Raw genomic sequence first — 20,956 nt, 5'->3', positions numbered from 1 at the left:
GTACTACCTGTCTGCCGGAGTTGGGCAAGCGTTGGGCAACCGCAAGCCCCCCTTAAGTCCCATAATGGAATATGGCACTGCTACTTGTATGCGAGAGCCTTCTCTTCAGCATCAGCACTTCGGTTTGACCGGACTCGCGGCATAACCCCCCTCTTCCCAAGGTCGTAGGTTGGACTCTTCTTCGAGTACCCACAGCCCGTACACAATTCCATCTTCAGATAGGGATCTCGATAAACAACACTACGGCACTTGGGACAGAATTTCACCGGCCTCACCTTCCTTCAAATAATCAAAAATACCCGTTATGCGTTACGCCTTCAGAAGACCTTTCAGCCACGCTCTTGCCTTTGAGTAGTTTGTTCTGATAGTAGAACACCCACTGCCAAAATGGACCCTGTTAAGCCGAGGACAATTCTATGCAAGCAACTTCTCAAGAAGGAGATTGACTATTAGTGCGTGTAGAATATGAAGTTCTTTCTTTCCCAGGAATGGCTGGATTTGCCTGCAAAATCGAAGCATGATCATCTCCGAAGGGAGGGCAAAGCGCTCTGTAATGCGGGGGAGCATTTAGGTTCACATTCAATCGAATTGCCCAGGGCATTTTGGCGAAGGTGTCCCTAGCAGGACTAAGCCCACGCCCAGAGCGATAGCTAGCATTCCTGCAAATTTCGCCGGGAACCCAATGGCTTCGGCAATCTGAACCAGGCCCCGCTTGATAGCCGCCCAAAACGATGGGGATGATCTGCCTGCCTTCAAGCGTCAGGATGGACACGCGGTTAAGGCCCCTCCAGGACAGCACCCGCTGGTCGTAGACAATGGCACCGTGGGGTCTGAACGTGGGCTTCTTGGATTTGTCCCGCTTGTAGGCCTCAGCGGTTTTGCTGATGACACGGATCGCCATCTGGGCGGGGAGCCCGAACTGCTCCCGGATGTCGTAATAGACGAGTTCCTGAAGGCGGATCTTATTGGCCGAATGCTCCCGGAAGGCTGCTTCTGCACTGCGTTGCAGGCGGCGTTGAACCTCTCCATTGCCTCCAGGAGGGCGGCGGACTGTTCGGGCGTGGGCTGGAGTTTGACAAAGAACGCCAGGTTCATGGTTCCAGATGCGGGAAGGGGGGCCGCATTCCTCCCAGGGTCAAAGACCCTGGGCTTCCTGCGGCCGTATCCGTGATTCCAGGGTACTGTACGGTCTTGTTAAGGTGCCGCTAATAGCAGGTAGCCAACGGTAGTCCTGATCGATACGGGCAAGCGTTCAACCCATTGTGCCATCCGCTGCAGAGCACCAATCAGCTTCTCCGCCTTATCCATAGCCACCGAAGCTGATCGCGGCGAGCGCGGAGGATGTGGCCCTCCTTTACGGAGCGCGATGGAGCATCGAACTTGTATTCAAGGAAGCAAAACGCGTCTATGGTCTGGACGTTATCCATAGCGGAAAGAGAGGTCGTAGATGCCCTGGTGCTGGTGGCCATGCTCTCACCTTGGCGGTGAGTCGCCGCATACTGAACTTCTTACGCGAAGTTGCTCCCGATAAAGCCTGTCCCCTCACAAACGGGCGATGGGTGGAACTACTCCACTTCACCGCTGGTCGGTTGCTAGAAAATACCCTGAAGCGCTCAGGAATCACAGAAGACCCGGCCCACCAGCTCCTTTTTCACCTGTCCCGGCGGATCCGGTTCGTCCACTTCCACCAACTCGCGTTCCGGCTGAGGCGGAGTTATGGATGCCACCTGCGTAATCTCCTCGAACGTTTCCGGAGAGTACAGGGCTTACTTCAAGGGCGTTGACGTAAGGTCGTGTTGCCAGATGCACGAATGTCTAACCCTGGGCCATCTGGAATCGGTGGCAAAGGCGCTCTTCGTTCCCTAGATGCCTTGCCCGAGGTGGTATACCGGGGCCCCCCGTCCCATATACATCTTCAGAGACACACCTGAGAGGATGGTAGGGACATGGGTCACGCGAGCCGGAGGGTAAGGCGCTCCCTCAGGAAGGGCCTCAGGCGGTGGGGAAGGGCTCCCTACGATCTTGGCGACAGAACGGGAAGCTCCCGGTTTCTCAAGCAGACCGTTGTGTCCCTGGTGCTGTTAGCCTTGGTCCTGGCTATCCAGGAGTTGCCCCCCAGTGTGGCAGGGGAAACCCGGGATGCGGTGAGGTGGGTGGTCACCCGGGATACGAACTTGGTGACAGCGCTGCGGAGGCTGCCTACCGCGGAGACCCTGGCCCGGGGGGATAAGCCCCTCTTACCCTTCCTCTCTCCCCTTTTAGAGGAAGAGAAGGAACCGGAGACCCAAACCATGAAATGGCCCATGGAGGGCCGCATAATCTCCGGTTTCGGCTGGCGGTCAGACCTGGATACGGGGAAGGATCACTTCCATGAAGGCCTTGATATTGAAGCCCCCCTGGGCACCCCGGTCATGGCAGTCATGGATGGGCAGGTATCAGGGGTGGTGGAGAGCCCGACCTACGGGAACCTTGTCACCGTGCTTCATGGAGCAGGACTGGAGACAGCCTACGCCCACCTCTCTGAGGTACTGGTGCGGAGCCCTCAGCCGGTCAAACAAGGGGACATCATAGGGAGGGTTGGGCAGACAGGGAACGCCCTCACTCCCCACCTGCACTTTGAGGTGCGGGAAGAGGGGGTCCCAGTAGATCCTGCCGCCTACCTGGGCAAGGGCGAGCAAGGGCCGTAGACCGGCCGTGTACATCGGGGAGGTATGTGGGGTAAGGGTCAGGATCAACGGGGCCTTCCTGGTCCTGGCGCTTGGCTTCGTCCTGGCCGGCTTGGGCTCTCACGCCCTGGCGCTGCTACTCTCTATAGCGGGTCATGAGATGGCCCATTTTCTTGTGGCCTCAGGGTTTGGCCACAGGCCCACGGAGGTAGACCTCTACCCCTTCGGGGGTGCCCTGCGCTTTGAGGATGACTGGGGGGATACCGCCGTTGAGGCCGTGGTCGCCTTGGCCGGACCCCTTCACAACCTGGCAGTGTCGGCCTTGGCCTGGTGGCTTTCGGGCATCCCGATCTGGCGGCCTGGCTCCCTCACCTTGTTCATCGAGACCAACCTGGCCATCGGCCTCTTCAACCTGTTTCCTGTGCTGCCCCTGGACGGGGGCCGGGTGCTCAGGGCGATGCTTACCCCCCGCCTGGGCTACCGGGAGGCCACAAAGGTCCTGACTGGCCACGGCCGCTGGATTGCTGCAACCCTGGTGGCCCTGGGCGCCGGGATGGTGTGGACGGGCCAGATGGCTGGGGTCAACCTGGCGGTTGCCGGGGCCTTTCTCTTCATGGCCGCCGGCAAGGAGAGGCGTTCGGCGGCCTTTCTCATCCTCCTGGATGTAGCCAGGAAGAAAGAGGTCTTGCTGAAGAAGGGACAGATGCCTGTAAGGCAGATCATCGCGCACCGGGATGCCCTGGTGGAGGAGGTGGCCAGGGGTTTCTCGCCGGGTTGCTACCACCTGGTGGTTGTGGCTGACGATGACCTAGCGCCGCTGGGGCGCCTATCTGAACTCCAGATCCTCGATGCAATGCTTAACATGGGTGGAGGGGTGTCCCTGGGCCGCCTGCTGGGGCGCTAGTCGCCCAAGAAGAGATTGAGGGCCGCCGGTGGCCGCCGGGCGGCCTGTCAGGCTCTCACGGCACACCTGTGGGACGGGACCGGAAGACCTGAGGCAGCCTTTTTCACTTCCCCACGTTAAGGGCCTGGGGGCATGCCCACCTGCCCTGCCTCCAGGTCCTGGCGTTCCTCCCTAGGGCCTATTCACAGCCGTTCCAGCTCAGCCAGGGCGGGTTCGTAGATACACTTCCCACAGGGATGTCCAGTCGTTCAGGGCGGAAACAGGCTCGCCACAGGCCAGCATCTTTCCCTTCCTATCAGCGATCCTACCCGATGTGCTACGGGCTCGGCTTCAGCCCCGGCGGTCTTTGGACACCTGTTCTGTTTGCTCTTTATCGATAATGGAAGGATTCGTTGTGGCCGGGACAGAAGAATGAAAAGGCCTTCTGCGTGGCGAAAACGGGTCTGCGGGAGGGGATGGGGCTGAGCCAGAAGAATACCGTTCGTTCCGTGGAGCGCGCGCTTGACATAGTCTCCGCCATGACCGAGGTGCCGTCCGGTCAGAGCCTTACGGATCTCTCAAGGAAGACAGGGCTTTCTGTCGCCACCGTCTTCCGGCTGGTCAATACCCTCATGGCCAAGGGCTTTGCGGACCAGGATTGGGTGACGGGCAAGTACCGGTTGGGCTTCAGGATCATAGAAATAGCCGCGGCCCTGCTGGATAGCCTGGATGTTGTCCGGGTGGCCACTCCCTACGCGGAGGAGTTGGCCAGGGTGTCAAAGGAAAACGTCAATCTGAGCGTGATAGACCACGACGAAGCCCTCTGCCTGGTCTCTAAGGAGACGCCCAGCAACTTTCAGGTCAGGATAGCGCTGGGGGAGAGGGTGGCCCTGCATGTGGGCGCGCTGTCCAAGGCGCTCATGGCCTTCCTGCCTGAAAGGGAGATGGACAGGATCATCCAGGAGAAGGGACTTGAAGCCTATACACCAAACACCATCACTGACCCGAGGGCTTTGAAACCCGAAATGGCAAAGATACGCCAGCAGGGCTATGCCTTCTCAGATGGTGAGGGCGTAGTGGGCGCCAGGTCGGTAGCAGCGCCCATCCGTAACCACAACGGACAGGTTATTGCCGCCATAGCCATACTCGCCCCCGCCACCCGGATGGACGATAGGGCTACCCAGGAGTTCACGGAACTCATATTGAAGTATTCGAATGCCATCTCCAGGGAGATGGGTTATCCGGAAGCCCGGGGCCTCCGGGGTTCCTAGGGTGCCCGACGGGCTCCCTGGTAGGAGCCCTGCTCTAAGACTGCCTGGCCTTCTGGTGCCTCGGCAATGAGGCAAGTGTCACCAGCGCCTAGAGGCATGCGCCCTGAAGGTTGTCGCCGCCCCCAGCCGGTTCACTTCCGGACTGGGCTCGGCGAGGTGAGATGCTCGCCCAGGTTTCCCAATGGTTTTGAGTGATCCGGGCTGGGAGTATTGGGGGCCATGGCTGGCAACATGCCCGTGTCCTCCGGGGGAGCCCCGGATCCTCTAGTGTCATGTGGGCTTGACCCCCGGCTGGTTACAGCGCCGGGACCGCATAGCCCTCCTCACTCAGAACCCTTTCCAAAACCTCATCCTCCAGTAGTTCACCCCCCGTCATTTCACCAAAGGCAGGGTTAGGGATGGTGTTTGACGCGCAGGGTCCCGTGGCCAGCCTAGACCCACAGGGCACTCACGTAGCCCGGGGGCCTCCACAGCCTATAGGTTCTTGGGGTGCACCGGAACCGGGGCAGGCGCCGCCAGCCCGCCTCCGTGGTCAATACCAGGAAAATGGGTTATAATCGTACAAGAAGATGACTGGCAGAGGGGGCACAGCGGCACACCGCGCTCTGACATGGTTATACAGGGCCACGACCGGGACAGGCTTCTTCTGTCCGTCACCAAGCCCACTCGCTACCTGGGAAACGAACTCAACTCGGTCCACAAGGACCCCGCTAGCGTTCAGGTGAGGTTCGCCTTGGCATTCCCCGATGTGTACGAGGTTGCCATGTCTCACCTGGGCACCCACATTCTCTACCACGTGCTGAACTCCAGGCCCGATGTCTACGCCGAAAGGGTCTTCGCGCCTTGGGTGGACATGGAGGAGAGGATGAGGGAGGCATCCATCCCCCTGTTCTCACTGGAGAGCTGGACGAAGGCTAGGGAGTTTGACGTGATCGGTTTTAGCCTCCAGTACGAGATGGGCTACGCCAATGTCCTGAACATGCTGGATCTCGCAGGTATTCCATTGCTTGCGTCCGAGAGGGCCAACACCGACCCCTTGATCCTTGCGGGAGGCCCGTGCACCCTCAACGGGGAACCTATGGTGCCCTTCTTTGATGCCATGGCCCTGGGAGAGGGGGAGGGCCTGGTCTTGGACTTGGTTGACGCCTACCTCTCCTGGAAACAGTCAGGGCGCCCCGGTGGCCGCAGGGGGCTCCTTAGTGACCTAGCAGCAATTGATGGGGTGTACGTCCCCTCAATGTACAGGGTCGGGTACTGCAAGGACGGTCGCGTGTCCTCCATTGAACCCGGGGAGGGGCTGCCGCGTACAGTGAGGAAGAGGGTGGTGGAGGACCTGGACATTGCCCCATTCCCCCTATACCCCATCGTGCCCAATATGGACGTGGTACACGATCGAGTGGTACTGGAGGTATTCCGGGGGTGCACCAGGGGCTGCCGGTTCTGTCACGCCGGCTTTACCTGCAGGCCTGTGAGGGAACGCTCACCAGAGACCCTCTTGGACCAGGCCAGGCGTATCCTGGCTGCCACGGGACATGATGAGATATCCCTGTCCTCCCTTTCCAGCACGGACTACTCGGGAATCAAGACCCTTCTTGACCTCCTGGGGGAGTTTGAGGCCAAGGGTGTAGGGGTATCGCTTCCCTCCATCAGGGCGGACGCGTTCTCGCTGTCCTTGGCCGAGCAGGTCCGGAGGGTTCGCAAGTCCGGCCTTACCCTGGCGCCGGAGGCAGGAAGCCAGAGGCTCAGGGATGTCATAAACAAGGATGTTGTCGAGGCGGACTTCCTGGAAGCCGTGGCCCAGGCTTTCCAGTCGGGTTGGAACAGCCTGAAGCTCTACTTCATGGTGGGGTTGCCCACGGAGACAGGTGAAGACTTGGATGCCATGGTGGACTTGGTCAAGAGGGTGCGGGAGATCCACAGGGCCCAAGGGCAAAAGGACCGGCTCCGGCTGACTGTGAGTGCCAGCGTGTTCGTTCCCAAGGCCCATACCCCATTTCAATGGGAGGGGCAGATCCCCCTGGACGAGGTGAAGCGCCGGCAGGAGCACCTGGCCAGGCGGCTGAGAATGCCTGGGGTCAAGTTCTCATGGCACGATGCGGAGGTGAGCTTCCTGGAGGCCGCCCTTTCCAGGGGAGACCGGAGGGTTGCCCGGGCCGTGGAGGGGGCGTGGAGGAGGGGTGCCCGCTTCGATGCCTGGACCGAGCATTTCCGGCTAGACCGCTGGCTGGAGGGCTTCGAGGAGGCTGGGCTTGATCCCGCGTTCTTCGCAAACCGGCCAAGACACTACGACGAGGTGTTCCCCTGGGACCACATAGATGTGGGGTTATCCGAGGAATTCCTCATGAGGGAACACCGCAGGGCTATGGAGGGCCAGAAGACCTCAGACTGCAGGGAGGAGCCGTGCAAAAGCTGCGGGGTGTGTCTGGAGCTAGGGGTTCCCATGGATATCAAGGGAGGAGAGAGCACCGGTGGCTCAGCGCATCAGGGCCCGGCTGAGGAAACTCCATGATGCCCGTTTCATGTCCCACCTGGACCTGAGGAGGGCCCTAGAACGGGCGCTCAGAAGGGCGGGCATCCCTGTGGCCTTGACCCAGGGCTTTAACCCTCACCCCAGGTTCTCCCTGGCCACCGCGTTGCCTGTCGGTGCTGGCAGCGACGCCGAGTACGCTGAGTTCTTCCTCGAAGGGCGACTGGGACCGCTGGAGTTCGCCAAGGCACTCTCGGGATCGCTGCCTCCGGGGATCGAGGTAGCCGAGGTTATGGAGGTGCCCGAGATGGGACCTTCCCTGGAGGCACAGGTTAGGGCTGCCTCGTACAGGGTAAGTGCCCGGTGCGATGAGACGCTGGCGCCTGTGGCTCTCGAGAAGGCCATAGAGGACTTGCTTTCTATGGATACGATTCCGGTGAGGAAGAGAGGGAAGGAGGGTAGGACTCACGATGCTAGGCCTCTTATGCATTCCCTGGAGGTGCTTTCTCTGGATGGAGGCGAGGTGACCATCAGGATGGTCCTGGGGGTGGGGCCACAGGGCACCCTCAGGCCCAAAGAGGTTATGAGTCTCCTGTCCTCCCGGCTGGAGGACAGGATAGACCTGGGTCACATTGATGTGCATCGCGAGGACCTATTGCTGAAGGGCAGCCCTTGTAAGAGCCAGCGAAGTTTTTGTTCTAAACCGCATCTAATGGATGCTTATGAGGAGAGATGAAGTTTGGAAAAGGAGATCTTGGTCAGCGTCGAGCATGATGAGACCAAGGTAGCGGTTCTCGAAGACGGCTCTCTCGTGGAGTACTACATTGAACGCCCCGTTACCCAGAGGGTGGTTGGGAACATCTACAAGGGAAAGGTCGACAATGTGCTCCCTGGGATGCAGGCAGCCTTCGTGGATATCGGCCTTGACCGGAATTCCTTCCTCTATGTCGATGACGCCCTCATGCCCAAGAACGAGGATGATGAGGAAGACATCGGGGAGGATCTCAAGAACCTCACCATCAAGGATATCCTCCATGTGGGCCAGGAGATCATGGTGCAGGTCGTTAAGGAACCCATAGGCTCCAAGGGCGCCAGGGTGAGCCGGCATATCACCCTCCCGGGAAGATACCTAGTGTTCATGCCCAGCGTGGATTATGTGGGGGTGTCCCGGAGGATACAGGAAGACAAGGAGAGAGACCGGCTCCGCAAGATGACGGAAGGCATCCGTCCTTCCGGGGTGGGGCTGATCGTGAGGACGGTCGCCGAGGGGAAGTCCCGGAAGGAACTGGAGAGCGACATGAGTTTCCTCAAGCGCCTGTGGAACAGGGTTCAGCAGCGCTCCAAGAACAGCAAGGCGCCAGCGCTCCTGCACAGGGATATTGGACTCGTCTACCGGATCATTCGCGACCTGTTCACTGAGGATGTGGAGCGCCTCTACGTTGACGACCGGAACGAGAGGGACAGGATACTGGACCTTCTCGATTACATATCCCCCGCCCTTAAGGAACGGGTGCAGCTGTTCAGCCAGAAGGAGCGTAGCCTCTTTGACTTCTACGGGCTCGGGTCCGAAGTGGAGCAAGCGCTGAAGAAGAGGGTCTGGCTGAAGTCCGGGGGCTACCTGGTGATTGACCAGATGGAGGCACTCACAGCCATCGATGTGAACACCGGGAAGTACGTGGGCACAACCAATCTTGCGGATACCGTGTTCAAGACCAATATGGAGGCAGCCAAGGAGATCGCCCGCCAGCTGAGGCTTAGAGACATAGGCGGGATCATAATCATTGACTTCATAGACATGGAGAAGGCGGAGCACCGCCAAGAGGTGCTAAAGGTCCTGGACGAATGCCTCAAGCGAGATAGGACCAAGGCCCACATTCTCGGGCTTACCCAGCTGGGTCTGGTGGAGATGACCAGGAAGAAGGTAAGGCAGGGACTTGAGGCTTCGATGCTGCGGCCCTGCCCCTATTGCCAGGGAAAGGGAAAGGTGCTATCTGAGGAGACCATGGCACGGAAGGTCCGCGAGGAACTCAAGTCCATCCTCAAGCGTTCCGAGAGTGAGGCAGTTCTTATTGAGGTGAACCCTGCCGTGGCCTCCCTGCTGATAGGAGCGGGCGGTTCGAACCTCCGGGAGCTGGAGAAGGAAACGGGGCGCTGCGTCTACATCAAGGGGTCGGATGAGGTGCATATGGAGAGCATTAATCTCAGGGCGCTGGGGACTCGCAAGGAGGTTGAGGAGAAGGCCTTTCCTGTACATGAGGGACAGGTCCTGGAGTTGAAGGTTGAGGAGCCCCACGTATCCAATCCCTGGGACGGCATCGCCCGGGTTGAGGGCTATGTCATCGACATCGAAGGAGGGGGCAAGATGGTGGGGGACCGGGTAAAGGTTGAGGTGACCCGGGCCTTCCGGACCTATGCCAAGGCGAGACTAGTATAGGGTTGACTCAACGCTCGCCCAAGAGTGCACGGTATAGTGCCGGCGCTCTTGCGCTTGCCCTTTTGGCGAGGCGGCGGCAGGTGGACGCTCCCCTGGCAAGCACCTCTTCCTCGTCAATGGTGAGGAGCCTCCCGTCCTTGACTACCTGGATGCCGTCGACCCAGACTGCCTCCACCTGGGCCTCGCTGGCGCACAGGGCCACCAGTGAGGCGCCTGTCCCGGCGTGCAGCGGTGTCATCCTGGGTGCACGGGCGTCCAGCAGCAGGATGTCACCGCGCTTGCCTGGCTCCAGGCTCCCGGTGATCTTGTCAAGCGCTAGGGCCGATGCGCCCCCGGACGTGGCCATTTCTACCGCCTTCGCAATGGGAATGGCCCAGGCTTGCCTCTCCAGGGTGTTCTGGCAGAAGATGGCTGTCCTCATCTCCTCAAGCATGTCCATGTCATCGTTGAAGGCAGGGCAGTCTGTGCCAAGGCAGACCGGGATACCCTGGCGTATCATATGGGCGGCGGGAGCGGCATGACCGGTGGAGGCATGGGATGAGGGGCAGTAGGCCACGCTGCAGCCGGAGGTGGCCAGGAGGTGGAGGTCGCCTTCCTTAAGGTGATTGGCATGGGCCGCCAGGGTCCTGGGGCCTAGTCCTCCCATTTCCCAGAGGTAACCCACGGGGGTCTTGCCGTGGGCTTTCTCTATGACACCTACCTCCTCGTCCGATTGGGACAGGTGCATGTGGATGAGGAGCTCCTCGTCTCGTGAGAGCTTGATGGCTTGCCTAAGCAGGCTGGGAGATACGGTGTCAGTGGCGTGGGGAGCTACGGCCAGGGTGATCCTGGACGTCCTTCCGGTCCAGGTCTCCAGGAAGTCCAGGGTTTTCTCCCAGGTGCTCTCCGAGGGCAAGGGACCACCCTGGTCAATCAGGGTTGATCCCAGTACCGCCCGGATGCCCGAGTCCAGGCAGGCTTGGGCGATGTGGCTCGCGTGAAAGTAGTGGTCAGCTATTGTGGTGGAGCCACTCTTGAGGCACTCGGCGATCCCAAGAAGGGCCAAGGGGTAGATGTCTTCAGGCGCGAGGAGCTGCTCCAGTGGCCACGCCACATCGTAGAGGGCATCCAGGTTAGGAAGATGACCGAGCCCTCTTGTGAAGGCCATCGCCACATGGGTGTGACTGTTTATGAGCCCGGGCATGATAATGCGGCCCTGGACATCCAAGACCTCGCGCGGCTTCCACCTGGCGTCCACCTTGGGCGAGGGACCGACATCCATTATCTGCCCGGCTGTCATCACCAGCGAACCAGGGGCGTGTACCTGTGTCGAGGCGTTCATGGTAATCACGAGCCCTCCGGTTAGGAGGAGGTCAGCAGGTTTCAAGTCCGCTCGGCTCCCTTCCCATCTTGGCGGTTCAGAGGACCTGGCCTGCTATAGTATACGTCTTGTGTCATGGCCTTTCCTCCCAGGGGATGTGTGTCAGGCCGCAAGCCGTCATGGACCACACTGGAGCGCCATCGCTTGGTCCCGTAGTGGTGTCCAAGGCGGGGGTTGCCAGGCTATTGTACTTGCCTGGCAGGCACCAGTTATCCGCCACAGCCGTGAGAGGCAACTACTCATGCGCGTAGACAGCCATCTAGAAGCGGCACGTGCACGCCGAAGCCTTGATCGCAGGTCGCATTAGGTTGAACGGCGCCTTTGGATTTAAGAGGTCACCGGCTTGTCTCGTTCCACTACGCAGACAGGCCAACGTACACATGCAAGTGCTGGTGACGGCCATCGCCTATAATACCGGTTACCTGGGGAAAACAGTTGACCTGCGGGGCCCAATCTAAGCGCCGGCACTAAAACCTCGTTGAGCTAAGGCTCGCCACATTGCCCGTTATCCATGTCCGTGTATCCGGTGCGTCTTTGGCAACTGTCCCCAGGCCAGCGACAACGGCCGTCCCCTTTCGTTGACTTCGGGTGTTCCCCATGCTAAAATGCGAGATGTAGAACCGCTCGGGATGGGTCAGCGAAAAAGGGGAGAGAAGCCCCTTACCCGATCCGGCGAGTCCCTTCAAGGGGTGATCTGGATGTATGCCGTGGTGGAGACCGGAGGAAAGCAGTACAAGGTCACTATAGGAAACGTCATCTGGGTGGAGAAGATCGAGGCTGAAATTGGAGCCAGCGTGGACCTGGAGAACGTCTTGACAGTGGTCAAGGACGATGGGCAGGTCCTCATCGGAACCCCACGGGTTTTCGGGGCTAAGGTCAAGGCAACCATAGTCAATCACGGGCGTGGTCCAAAGATACTGGTGTTCAAGTACAAGTCCAAGACCAACTACAGGAAGCGCCAGGGCCACAGGCAGCCCTTCACCAGCCTGAAGATCGAAGCTATAGAGGCTTGACAATGATTAGCGTGACGGTTCACCGGGATGAGGAGGGCAACATCTCCTCTTTCTGTGTGGATGGCCACTCCGGGTACGCTGACCCAGGTGAGGACATTGTCTGCGCCGCTGTGTCCGCCCTCAGCCAGACCGCAGTCCTGGGGCTGGAGACCGTCCTGGGACTCAAACCTGATGTGAAAAAGAGGGACGGATACCTGGCGGTGGCGGTGGACCAGCCCAAGTGCTGCAGGGTCTTACTGGAAGCCATGGTGCTGGGCCTGAAGGATGTAGCCGGAACCTATCCCCGTCATGTGAAGGTCTTAGACGAAGGTCCGCCTAAGGATAGGGGGTGAACTCATGAACCTGCAACTATTCGCTCATAAGAAGGGTATGGGGAGTTCCAGGAACGGGAGGGACTCCAACGCTAAGAGGCTGGGCGTGAAGTGCCATGATGGGCACCGCGTCAAGGCTGGCAGTATCCTGCTGCGCCAGCGCGGCACCCGTATCCACCCGGGCACCAACGTGGGCATCGGGCGGGACGACACGCTCTACGCCTTGGTTGATGGCGTGGTATCCTACGCGCCAAAGGGCAAGGAAAAGACAAGAGTAAGCGTGATGAAGCTGGAAGCGATCCAGTAGCACATCCAAGGCCATGACTGGTAGGGCTGGCGTTCCCGCTCGGCCTGGGAGGTAGATGTCACTGCTGGGGAAGATGCCCTTCTCGTCACTGGTAGGCCGCCTGTGGGCGGCCTTGGTGATCTTGGTTCTCCTTCTTGCTCCATTGCCCGGGTGGGCCAGGTGGCTAGTGGCCATACCTGGCCTGGCCTGGCTTGGAGGCGAGATCCTCTCCGTGTCCCGGGGGCGTTTTCCGGGGCCTAGGCCTAGACCCATGGTCATGGTCATGGCCAGGTCCATGCGACACTCATTTATGAACCACCTCCAAGTGATATCGGGCTGGCTCCAGATGAACAGGCCTGATAGGGCGGCTTCATACCTGGTTACCGCTTCGGAGAGGATCACAGAGGAGGGAAAGGTCTTCTCCCTCTCGGACCAGCGGGCTGCCGAGGTGGTGCTCGAGGGGCTCTACGCTTTGGCCTGGAAGGGTGTCTCCTACCGGGTACGGGTCAAGGAGGAGGGATTCTTGGGCTGGCCGCTGGAGGCCCTCACCTTTGCCTTGAAGACCGTGGCCGACAAGGCGCTACCTGGCCAGGACATCCTGCTGGAATTGGACGAGGCATCCAGGACGGCTGTGGTGGTGTGCCAGGGCATGGAAATGACCCTCGAGGACAGGAACATGAAAGAGGCCGCTGGCCAGGCGCTGGCTGGGTGGCGGTGGCACTTCCTGGTAAGCAAGGGTGGCGACCCGGAAATCACCCTACGCAAGACGAAGGGCCGGTGGTGGCGCGGTGTTCGTAGATAGAGCGAGGATCCAGGTGAAGGCTGGAGACGGCGGGAATGGCGCTGTATCCTTCAGGAGAGAGAAGTTCGTTCCCCGGGGGGGCCCTGACGGCGGTGACGGCGGGCGCGGGGGCAGTGTCATTCTCGTGGTGGATTCCCGGCTGAAGACCCTGCTGGATTTCCGGAGACGGCAGCACTTCAAGGCTGGCCGGGGCCAGGACGGCGCGGGCAAGAACCGTTCAGGGAAAGACGGGGAGGACCTTATAGTCAGGGTGCCTCCAGGCACTGCAGTGAGGGATGCGGAAACCGGAGAGGAAGTCGGGGATATGGTCCAGGAGGATCAACGCCTTGTGATTGCCCAGGGGGGTAAGGGGGGCCGGGGCAACGCACGCTACGCCACGCCCACACGCCGGGCGCCTCGAACGGCAGGGCCGGGCAAGCCCGGAGAGGAGCGGGTACTCAGCCTGGAACTGAAGATAATCGCCGACGTGGGACTGGTGGGGCTGCCCAACGCGGGGAAGTCCACCCTCCTGCGCCAGGTCACCGCTGCTGATCCCAAGATCGCGCCCTATCCCTTCACCACCCTGAGCCCAAACCTGGGGGTGTTTGGTGAGGGGGAGGAAGCCTTCGTCATCGCCGACATCCCAGGCCTTATTGAAGGGGCTCACAAGGGAAAGGGGCTGGGTCACGAGTTCCTCAGGCACGTGGAGAGGACCCGGGTGCTTCTCCATGTGGTGGATGCCAGTTCCGCCAACCCCGTGGGCGACTACAACACTGTGGAGAGAGAGATCGCTTTGTACAGCCCGGGTCTCCTGGAGAAACCCAGGCTGGTCGCAGCGAACAAGGCGGACCTGCCCGGATCCAGCGAGGGCACAATGAGGCTCCAAGAGGAGCTGGAACACCGGGGCATCCCGGTTCTTCCCATATCCGCACTGACGGGGGAGGGCGTATTCCCCCTCGTGAATGGGCTCAAGCGGCTCCTTGACCAGGACACCCGAAAGGGCTAGGTCGTACGGCTCCGTACCCGGAATGGATGTGCTCTTCAGGGAATTCGAGAGGGTGCCATCCCACTATTGGGACATGGGCGCCTGGCAGCACCAGCGAGGTCTCATGACTGGGACAATTCGCACAACTGAGACGAGCGGGATTCCCCTGCACCCACCTGCCTAAACCCCTATTGAATGGGGGTTTTGCCTTTTCCTCTAGGAATTCGTTCCAAGGCTGGCTTATCGAATATGATAAGACCCTCCGGCCCGAGCAGGCGTGGAGGCACTCACGGGTAATGGCACATTTTTTGCTCTCCTGTTTCGAGGGCAAGAGGCAGACCGTTAGGAGGTAATAGCGTGAGAGTCATGGTGCTAGGCGTCGGAGGAGTAGGTACTGTCATAGCCAAGAAGATGGCAGAGCGTGACGTATTTGAGAGGATTGTCTTGGCGGATCTAGACACGACCTGGGCCGAGCGCCTCGGGGCTCAGATCAACGACACCAGATTTGAGGTGGCCAGGGTCAACGCCGCTGGCGTGGAGGAGATGGCCCAAGCCTTCGCAGGGGTGGACATGGTCATAAACGCTGTGGTGCCCAGGTTCAACCTTCATATCATGGAGGCCGCCCTGAGGGCCCGGGTGCACTACCTGGACATGGCCTCTGACGGGCTGGTGGAACTCCCAGGGAACGTCCACATTGGCAAGCAGTTCTTGTACGATGCCAGGTTCAGGGAGATCGATCGCATGGCGATTCTCTCCATGGGGGTGGATCCTGGCTGCACAAACGTATTCGCGCGTTACGCAGCCGACAGGCTCGACCGGGTGGATGAGATCCTTGTCAGGGACGGTGACAACGGCGAGGTTCAGGGTTACAGGTTCGCCCTCTACTTCTCCCCTGAAGTTGCCATTGATGAGTGCATAGTCCAACCCCCCATGACCTTCAAGGACGGGGAGTTCATCCTGGGTGTTCCCCTGGAGACCGGCATCGAGGAGTTCACCTTTCCTGATCCCATAGGGGCCCTCAAGGTTTACACGGTAGCCCACGAGGAAGTAGAAATGCTCCCTCGAAATATTGGGAAGGGGCTTCGCTACTGTGACTTTAAGTATGCGCTGGATGACCAGCTGGTCCAGGTTCTGAAGACCCTTAACCTTCTGGGCTTGGATAGGACGGAGCCCGTGGAAGTGAAGGGTGTCAGGGTGGTCCCCAGGGATGTCGTCACGGCCCTCCTGCCTAAGCCGGTGGAACTCAGCGGCAAGATCCATGGCTGGTCATGCGTGGGCACCCTCGTCCGCGGGGCGAGGAACGGTGAGGAAAAGGAGTTCTACCTGTACACCATGAACAGCCACGAGGAGGCATTCCAGCGGCTGGGAGTCACCTGCACGGTGTACCAGACCGGTATTCCGCCTGTTGCCACGGCCGAGATGATAGCCGATGGCACTATCAAGGGCTCTGGCGTTGTGTGCCCGGAACAGCTGGACCCGGATCCCTTCTTGGAACGCCTGGCAGAAATGGGACTGGCCATATACATAAGGGAGAGCACTCTAAGGAAGAAGGGGGCATGAGACAGTGACAAAAAGAAGCTACTGAGACCCAAGAGGGGGAGTCGATACCCGCACTTCCATTGTTCGCCCAGGTCTCCTGGCAAATCCAGAAAAGGGGAGGTTAGACCGTGGGCATAGGCACAAGCACCGCTCACATAGTGGACTGGATCATCATAGCCATTTACCTCGCAGGCATGGTCTACGTGGGGGCAGTATGGTCCAAGAGGATCGATGACTTCGAGGACTACATGCTGGCGGGGCGCATGATGACATTGCCCCTTCTGGTTGGAACGCTGATGGCCTCGTATTTCGGCGGGGTCTACATGTATGCGGATGCTGGCTTCTTCTACGCGGAGGGGCTGATAGCTCAGATAGCGTACTACCCACCCTACGACTTCGCTGCCATCTTCCTCGTATTCTTCCTTGTGGCTCGCCTGAGGATACTTGGGGATCTCACGCTGCCGGATGTGCTGGGAAGGTTCTACGGCAACGTGGCCCGGTTCTTCGCTGCTTTGAGCAGCATCTTCTACTGCCTGCCCATCCCGCATCTCATGGCCCTGGGTGTCACCTTTGATGTGTGGCTGGGCTGGCCCATGTGGTTGGGCGCCCTGGTGGGGGGCCTGGTGGTACTAGCCTACACCCTCATGGGTGGCCTCTGGGCGGTGGCCGTCACCGACATGGTCCAGTTCACTGTGATGTGGCTGGGCATGATCGTCGCCCTGCCCATCGCCCTCTACAAGATGGGCGGCTGGAGCCACATACTGGCCATGAACCCTGAGTGGCACCTGGACCCATCGGGAGGCTCGCTCTCCTGGGTAATCATGGCTGTCTACGCCACCATGGGCCTCACTGTCATAGTGGAGCCCGTATTCTACCAGAGGTTCTTTGCTGCGCGGGATCACAAGACAGCGGTCAGGGGTTTCGTTGCCCTGATCACCATCTGGATCCTCATTGACAAGGTCCTGGTGGCCTTCGGGCTGGTGGGCTGGGCTGCCTTCCCCGGGTTCCAGATAAAGCAGGACTACGCCCTCATCACTACGGTATTGACGTTCCTTCCCTACGGGCTTCAGGGCCTGTTCCTTGCGGGGGCGCTGGCGGCCATCATGTCCACCATCGACTCGTACCTACTGGTATCCGCGGCCAACCTGTCCCACGACATCGTGAGAAAGATCTTCCGGCCTACCATGAGTGACAAGTCGGTCCTCAAGCTTACCAAGTGGTGCCTGGTGGGGATGTTCGTGGTCTCGTTCTTCATGATGTTCGTGTTTCCCAGGATACTGCTGGTAGAGGTCCTGAAGTGCGCCGTGCTCACCTCTGTCTGCCTGATACCCATCCTGGGGGCCTTCTTCTGGCCCTTCAGGAAAAGCATGGTGGGCGGGGCCATGGCAGCCCTGGTAGGGTTCGTGTCTGCCTGCGTATACATATTCCTGGTGTTTGCCAAGGGCAGCCTGCTGGAGGGCTGGGACACCTACATCTGGACGGTCCAGGTATTCGGAGCCGAGGTGAACCTGTGGGCTGAGATGGCCATCTACTTCTCCTTCCCCCTGGCGCTCCTGGCCTACCTCATAGGCAACATGTTCGGCAAGCCCATAGACACCAAGGCCCTGGCCCAACGGAAGGAGGTTGCCAGCTGATGGGAACCGCTGACTGGGACTTCAAGGACTACCTGACCGTTGGCGGAGTAGCCTTCATCTTCCTTGTGGTTATGTTCTTCTTCGCGTGGTTCATATACGACCTGAGGACGAAGGTCCTAGATAAGAAGGGCCACGCGGCCCCTGTCCAGGACCCCAGCATTGACCAGGGAGCCACCTGGTTTGACCGGGAGCTCTTCATCCTGGCATTCCTGGGGCCCTTCTTCTGGTACGGGGTGTACTTCATCCTGTACTGGTCCTGCCGGGTGTACAACCAACCCTTCATCGGCGTTGCCTACTGGTGCCTCATCGGCATATATGGTGTGTTGTTCATCATCTACATCACGGTGTCAGAGTGGCAGCACGTAGAGACCGTGTACGACCAGCCCAGCTTCTACCAGGCCATCTTTGGGCACCCCTTGACCGAGCGGCTCAGGCGGGCGAATAACAAGGCCAGCCACGAGGAAGGGGGTGGGCAGCCGTGAAACGGTTAACCGTTGCTCTCCTTTTCCTGTTCGTGGCGGCTGTACCCCTGGCTGCCGCTGCCACCGGTGCCCGCCAGGTAACCTTCGAGTTCCAGGAGATCTGGCTGGACCCCGAGGACATCTATGAGGAGGATGGCACCGTCTATGCCGACGGGTACCTGGTCATGGAGGCGCTGAACCTCGATGAGCTCACTCTTTCAAGCCTTCCTCTCCTGAGGCAGGCGGCGGGGGGCAGCCTGACCATAGAGAACCTCAGTATGACCTACCTGGACGACCAGCGCATTGCCCAGATGGACCCTGGCGGTGACTACGGGTTTGACGAGTACACGGTAAAGATCGCTGCCACCCTGGTCCTGGATGCCACGGCGGCCAAGGCCGTCCTGGGGTTTTCCGACAGGGAGATAGCGAACCTGGAGGACACCTGGGAGGAAAAGGGCGATGAGGTAGTCACTTCCTGGCTGGATGCCATCTATGACGCCTATGACAGGCTCGACTGTGCGTTGGCCTATGAAGACGACCTAGTGCTCTCACCGGAAGACGGCGGCATCTTTGAGGTGGATGTCTCCGGAGGACCGGGAGGGGTTGAGGTGGAGATCCTGGCTGTAGGCTGGGGCTTGGAGGCCCTGGCTGGTCGGCTGTTCGAGGCCTGGACCAATGTGGGTTACTGGATGTATGACCTTGTCCTCTCGGGCACCATAGGCGCGGATGCCAGTGACCTGTACATGGAGACCGCCGTGGCCTATCTGCTGTACGAGTACAGGTACCCCTATCCCGACAACTACACGTGCTGGATCTGGGAGGCCTGCTCCCTTCTTCCCCCGGGGGAGGATGCCGCGGCCATCCTTGGCCACAGTGAAGACTACCTCGAGTACACCGTAGACTATGAAGGGGTACCCACGGGCTGGACCCTCAGGGATGGCGAGGCCATAACATTTGTCATCCCCAGCGGCTGGCAGCCAAAGCCATGGTGGGAGCCCTACGGGCCCACGGAGCTCGCCGCTTCCTGGGAGAGGGAGCAGGGGACCCGTCTCCCCTTCGCCCTGGGAACCCGCAGCGCCCACTACCTGTGGAAGGACAATGTCTTCAATCTTCACGGTCCCATGGACATGGTCAGGTGGAGCCAGGAGCACAACAGCCTGGGATGGGCCGAAGCCAGCGGGATGCCCTTTGGCGCCCCGTACCTTGAGATCGTTCCCGGCAACTACTACTTCCACAACTCCGGGCTCATAGCGGGGAGTATCACCTTCCTGTACATCCTCCTGTTCATTGGGTTATACCTTGTGATCAAGGCCTTCCGGGATCTCCCGAACAAGAACGTCTGACCTGGCGAGGGGGGGGTACGTCTCGACCTCCCCCCTCTTTCACCCGGGGCCAAGGCCGCGGGGCTCGCAATGGGGGGTGTGGGCCATATGGAAACCGTCCTATCGGTGCTCTCTCCTGAGGAGAGGCACAGGATTCACCAGGCCTCCCTGGAAATACTGGCGGAGACTGGCGTGGAGTTTCCCAGCGATACCGCACTTCGATGCCTGGCGGACTCAGGCGCAAAGGTGGACTTCGGCGCTAAGAGGGCCCTGATACCCCCGGGCCTCGTCGAGGAGGCGCTTGGCAGGGCCCCCTCCAGCGTCACCCTAGGGGGCTTGAACCCTGAGATGGACGCGGCCCTGGACGGCAGCTGTTGCCATGTGGGTACCGATGGCTCTGGCAGCTATACCCGGGATTTCGACACAGGGCAGCAGAGGCCGTCGACCCTCAAGGACCTGGTACAGGCCACCATTATCGCCGAGGCCCTGGATCCAGTGAGGATTTACTGGGGGCCGGTAATCGCGGGGGATGTGCCCGCAAACGTCAGGCCCCTGAAGGAGTTCTTCGAGGCGGCCCGGTGGACGGGCAAGCACATCCAGCATGAGATCCACCGCCCCCAGGAGGTGCCATTCGTGTTTGAGGCCCTCCAAGTGCTTACCGGGGGAAGAGAGCAGGCGGCGGCCAGGAGGGTGTTCTCAGTGGTGTGCTGCCCCGTCTCGCCCCTGAGACACGACGGGCCCATGACTGAAGCGGTTATGGCCCTGACCGAGTACGGTGTCCCCGTGGTGCCTCTTCCCATGCCCATGGCGGGGGCCACAGCCCCTGCAAGCCTCATGGGAACCGTCATCGTCAACAACGTGGAGGTACTGAGCTCCTTGACGCTGCTGCAGTCATGCACCCCCGGAACCCCGGTAGTCTATGGGGCCGCTGGGTCTGTCATGGACATGAGACGCGGGACCTTTGCCGCAGGGGCTCCGGAAGAGGGCCTCATAAACGCGGCGTGCGCGGAAATGGCTGGCTACTACGGCCTGCCCAGCATTACCACGGGACTTGTTACCGATGCGGTGGAGCCAGGTGTGCAGGCTTCCCTGGAGAAGGTAACGAACGGCATCATCCCCATGCTCGCTGGGTCCGACGGCGTCATAGGCATCGGGCTCCTCCAGTCCGACCAGTGCCTGTGCCTGGAGCAGATGGTGCTGGACGCAGAGATGTGTCTCCAGATAGAGCGGGTCCAGAAGGGGATAGACACAGGTCCTGGCATGAGCCTCGTGGAACTCATCAAGAGCGTTGGTCCGGGGGGCAACTTCCTGGCGGAGGAGTCTACTTGCCGCCTGGTACGCCTGGGGGAGCACTACATACCCCAGCTGTACCAACGGCTCTCTCATGATGCCTGGGTCCAGGAAGGTAAGCCCGGCATACTCTCCATGGCTAGGGAACGAGTGAAGGAGATCCTCCGGGACCCGCTCCCTGGATTCCTGGATGAATACCAGGTAAAGGAGCTGGAGAGGATTCTCCAGAAGGCAGGGCTGGTACTCTAGACAA

The 20,956-nt window shown here is 60.1% G+C and carries 18 protein-coding genes and 1 pseudogene; 18 read left to right on the top strand and 1 reads right to left on the bottom strand.

Annotated features, from left to right (window positions below; genetic code table 11):
• Nucleotides 1-712 precede the first annotated feature (712 nt).
• From AB1576_00245 to AB1576_00210, 8 genes and pseudogenes are all read left to right on the top strand, one after another.
• On the top strand, nucleotides 713-1,171 hold the full coding sequence (locus tag AB1576_00245) for a hypothetical protein (protein MEW6080226.1): 459 nt from the start codon (nucleotides 713-715) through the stop codon (nucleotides 1,169-1,171).
• Nucleotides 1,172-1,319: 148 nt separating this feature from the next.
• Nucleotides 1,320-1,418 (top strand): annotated as a pseudogene (locus AB1576_00240) (transposase).
• A 528-nt stretch (nucleotides 1,419-1,946) separates the two neighbouring features.
• Nucleotides 1,947-2,687 carry a M23 family metallopeptidase gene (locus AB1576_00235; GenBank protein ID MEW6080225.1) on the top strand — a complete coding sequence of 247 codons (741 nt, stop codon included), beginning with the start codon at nucleotides 1,947-1,949 and terminating at the stop codon, nucleotides 2,685-2,687.
• Nucleotides 2,688-2,694: 7 nt separating this feature from the next.
• Nucleotides 2,695-3,570, top strand: coding sequence for a M50 family metallopeptidase (locus AB1576_00230; GenBank protein MEW6080224.1), 876 nt, complete (start codon nucleotides 2,695-2,697; stop codon nucleotides 3,568-3,570).
• Nucleotides 3,571-4,025: 455 nt separating this feature from the next.
• On the top strand, nucleotides 4,026-4,820 hold the full coding sequence (locus tag AB1576_00225) for an IclR family transcriptional regulator (GenBank protein MEW6080223.1): 795 nt from the start codon (nucleotides 4,026-4,028) through the stop codon (nucleotides 4,818-4,820).
• 610 nt (nucleotides 4,821-5,430) lie between these two features.
• Nucleotides 5,431-7,329: a TIGR03960 family B12-binding radical SAM protein gene (locus AB1576_00220; GenBank protein MEW6080222.1), complete on the top strand. Its 1,899-nt coding sequence runs from the start codon at nucleotides 5,431-5,433 to the stop codon at nucleotides 7,327-7,329.
• Nucleotides 7,289-8,023 (top strand): TIGR03936 family radical SAM-associated protein, encoded by a 735-nt coding sequence (locus AB1576_00215; GenBank protein MEW6080221.1) that lies wholly within the window; start codon nucleotides 7,289-7,291, stop codon nucleotides 8,021-8,023. Before AB1576_00220 ends, AB1576_00215 begins: the two co-directional genes overlap by 41 nt.
• 3 nt (nucleotides 8,024-8,026) lie before the next feature.
• Complete coding sequence (locus tag AB1576_00210) at nucleotides 8,027-9,721, top strand: Rne/Rng family ribonuclease (protein ID MEW6080220.1); 1,695 nt, start codon at nucleotides 8,027-8,029, stop codon at nucleotides 9,719-9,721.
• A gap of 7 nt (nucleotides 9,722-9,728) precedes the next feature.
• Here the strand turns inward: AB1576_00210 and AB1576_00205 are convergent, their stop codons facing one another.
• Nucleotides 9,729-11,087, bottom strand: a complete 1,359-nt coding sequence (locus tag AB1576_00205; GenBank protein ID MEW6080219.1) for an amidohydrolase — start codon at nucleotides 11,085-11,087, stop codon at nucleotides 9,729-9,731.
• Nucleotides 11,088-11,779: 692 nt separating this feature from the next.
• Here AB1576_00205 and rplU point away from each other — a divergent pair.
• The 10 genes from rplU to AB1576_00155 all read left to right on the top strand — a co-directional run bounded on the left by rplU (nucleotide 11,780) and on the right by AB1576_00155 (nucleotide 20,952).
• A complete protein-coding gene (gene rplU / locus AB1576_00200) occupies nucleotides 11,780-12,094 on the top strand; it encodes a 50S ribosomal protein L21 (GenBank protein ID MEW6080218.1) in 315 nt (104 codons plus the stop codon).
• A 2-nt stretch (nucleotides 12,095-12,096) separates the two neighbouring features.
• Nucleotides 12,097-12,426: a ribosomal-processing cysteine protease Prp gene (locus AB1576_00195; GenBank protein MEW6080217.1), complete on the top strand. Its 330-nt coding sequence runs from the start codon at nucleotides 12,097-12,099 to the stop codon at nucleotides 12,424-12,426.
• A 4-nt stretch (nucleotides 12,427-12,430) separates the two neighbouring features.
• Complete coding sequence (rpmA, locus tag AB1576_00190) at nucleotides 12,431-12,712, top strand: 50S ribosomal protein L27 (GenBank protein ID MEW6080216.1); 282 nt, start codon at nucleotides 12,431-12,433, stop codon at nucleotides 12,710-12,712.
• Nucleotides 12,713-12,767: 55 nt separating this feature from the next.
• Nucleotides 12,768-13,493, top strand: a complete 726-nt coding sequence (locus tag AB1576_00185; GenBank protein MEW6080215.1) for a Spo0B domain-containing protein — start codon at nucleotides 12,768-12,770, stop codon at nucleotides 13,491-13,493.
• Entirely contained in the window at nucleotides 13,480-14,478 is a 999-nt protein-coding gene (gene obgE, locus AB1576_00180; protein ID MEW6080214.1) for a GTPase ObgE, read from the top strand. The genes AB1576_00185 and obgE overlap by 14 nt, the downstream gene beginning before the upstream one ends.
• Nucleotides 14,479-14,823: 345 nt before the next feature.
• Entirely contained in the window at nucleotides 14,824-16,017 is a 1,194-nt protein-coding gene (locus tag AB1576_00175; GenBank protein MEW6080213.1) for a saccharopine dehydrogenase C-terminal domain-containing protein, read from the top strand.
• 107 nt (nucleotides 16,018-16,124) lie between these two features.
• Nucleotides 16,125-17,630: a sodium:solute symporter family protein gene (locus AB1576_00170; GenBank protein ID MEW6080212.1), complete on the top strand. Its 1,506-nt coding sequence runs from the start codon at nucleotides 16,125-16,127 to the stop codon at nucleotides 17,628-17,630.
• Nucleotides 17,630-18,112 carry a hypothetical protein gene (locus AB1576_00165; protein MEW6080211.1) on the top strand — a complete coding sequence of 161 codons (483 nt, stop codon included), beginning with the start codon at nucleotides 17,630-17,632 and terminating at the stop codon, nucleotides 18,110-18,112. Before AB1576_00170 ends, AB1576_00165 begins: the two co-directional genes overlap by 1 nt.
• Nucleotides 18,109-19,434, top strand: a complete 1,326-nt coding sequence (locus tag AB1576_00160; protein ID MEW6080210.1) for a hypothetical protein — start codon at nucleotides 18,109-18,111, stop codon at nucleotides 19,432-19,434. Before AB1576_00165 ends, AB1576_00160 begins: the two co-directional genes overlap by 4 nt.
• An 87-nt stretch (nucleotides 19,435-19,521) precedes the next feature.
• Nucleotides 19,522-20,952, top strand: coding sequence for a trimethylamine methyltransferase family protein (locus AB1576_00155; GenBank protein MEW6080209.1), 1,431 nt, complete (start codon nucleotides 19,522-19,524; stop codon nucleotides 20,950-20,952).
• Nucleotides 20,953-20,956: the final 4 nt, after the last annotated feature.

This window comes from Bacillota bacterium, from assembly GCA_040754315.1.
Classification (GTDB): Bacteria; Bacillota; Sulfobacillia; order DUSP01; family JBFMCS01; genus JBFMCS01.
The sequence above is the reverse complement of the archived record's forward strand: the minus strand, read 5'-3'. Positions and strand labels throughout refer to the sequence as shown.

Excerpts from the sequence above, each read along its gene's own strand:
- rpmA (MEW6080216.1), top strand. The coding sequence starts at position 12,431 with ATGAACCTGCAACTATTCGCTCATAAGAAGGGTATGGGGAGTTCCAGG.
- AB1576_00225 (MEW6080223.1), top strand. The coding sequence starts at position 4,026 with ATGGGGCTGAGCCAGAAGAATACCGTTCGTTCCGTGGAGCGCGCGCTT.
- AB1576_00185 (MEW6080215.1), top strand. The coding sequence starts at position 12,768 with ATGTCACTGCTGGGGAAGATGCCCTTCTCGTCACTGGTAGGCCGCCTG.
- AB1576_00175 (MEW6080213.1), top strand. The coding sequence starts at position 14,824 with ATGGTGCTAGGCGTCGGAGGAGTAGGTACTGTCATAGCCAAGAAGATG.
- rplU (MEW6080218.1), top strand. The coding sequence starts at position 11,780 with ATGTATGCCGTGGTGGAGACCGGAGGAAAGCAGTACAAGGTCACTATA.
- AB1576_00220 (MEW6080222.1), top strand. The coding sequence starts at position 5,431 with ATGGTTATACAGGGCCACGACCGGGACAGGCTTCTTCTGTCCGTCACC.
- AB1576_00165 (MEW6080211.1), top strand. The coding sequence starts at position 17,630 with ATGGGAACCGCTGACTGGGACTTCAAGGACTACCTGACCGTTGGCGGA.
- AB1576_00235 (MEW6080225.1), top strand. The coding sequence starts at position 1,947 with ATGGGTCACGCGAGCCGGAGGGTAAGGCGCTCCCTCAGGAAGGGCCTC.
- AB1576_00195 (MEW6080217.1), top strand. The coding sequence starts at position 12,097 with ATGATTAGCGTGACGGTTCACCGGGATGAGGAGGGCAACATCTCCTCT.
- AB1576_00155 (MEW6080209.1), top strand. The coding sequence starts at position 19,522 with ATGGAAACCGTCCTATCGGTGCTCTCTCCTGAGGAGAGGCACAGGATT.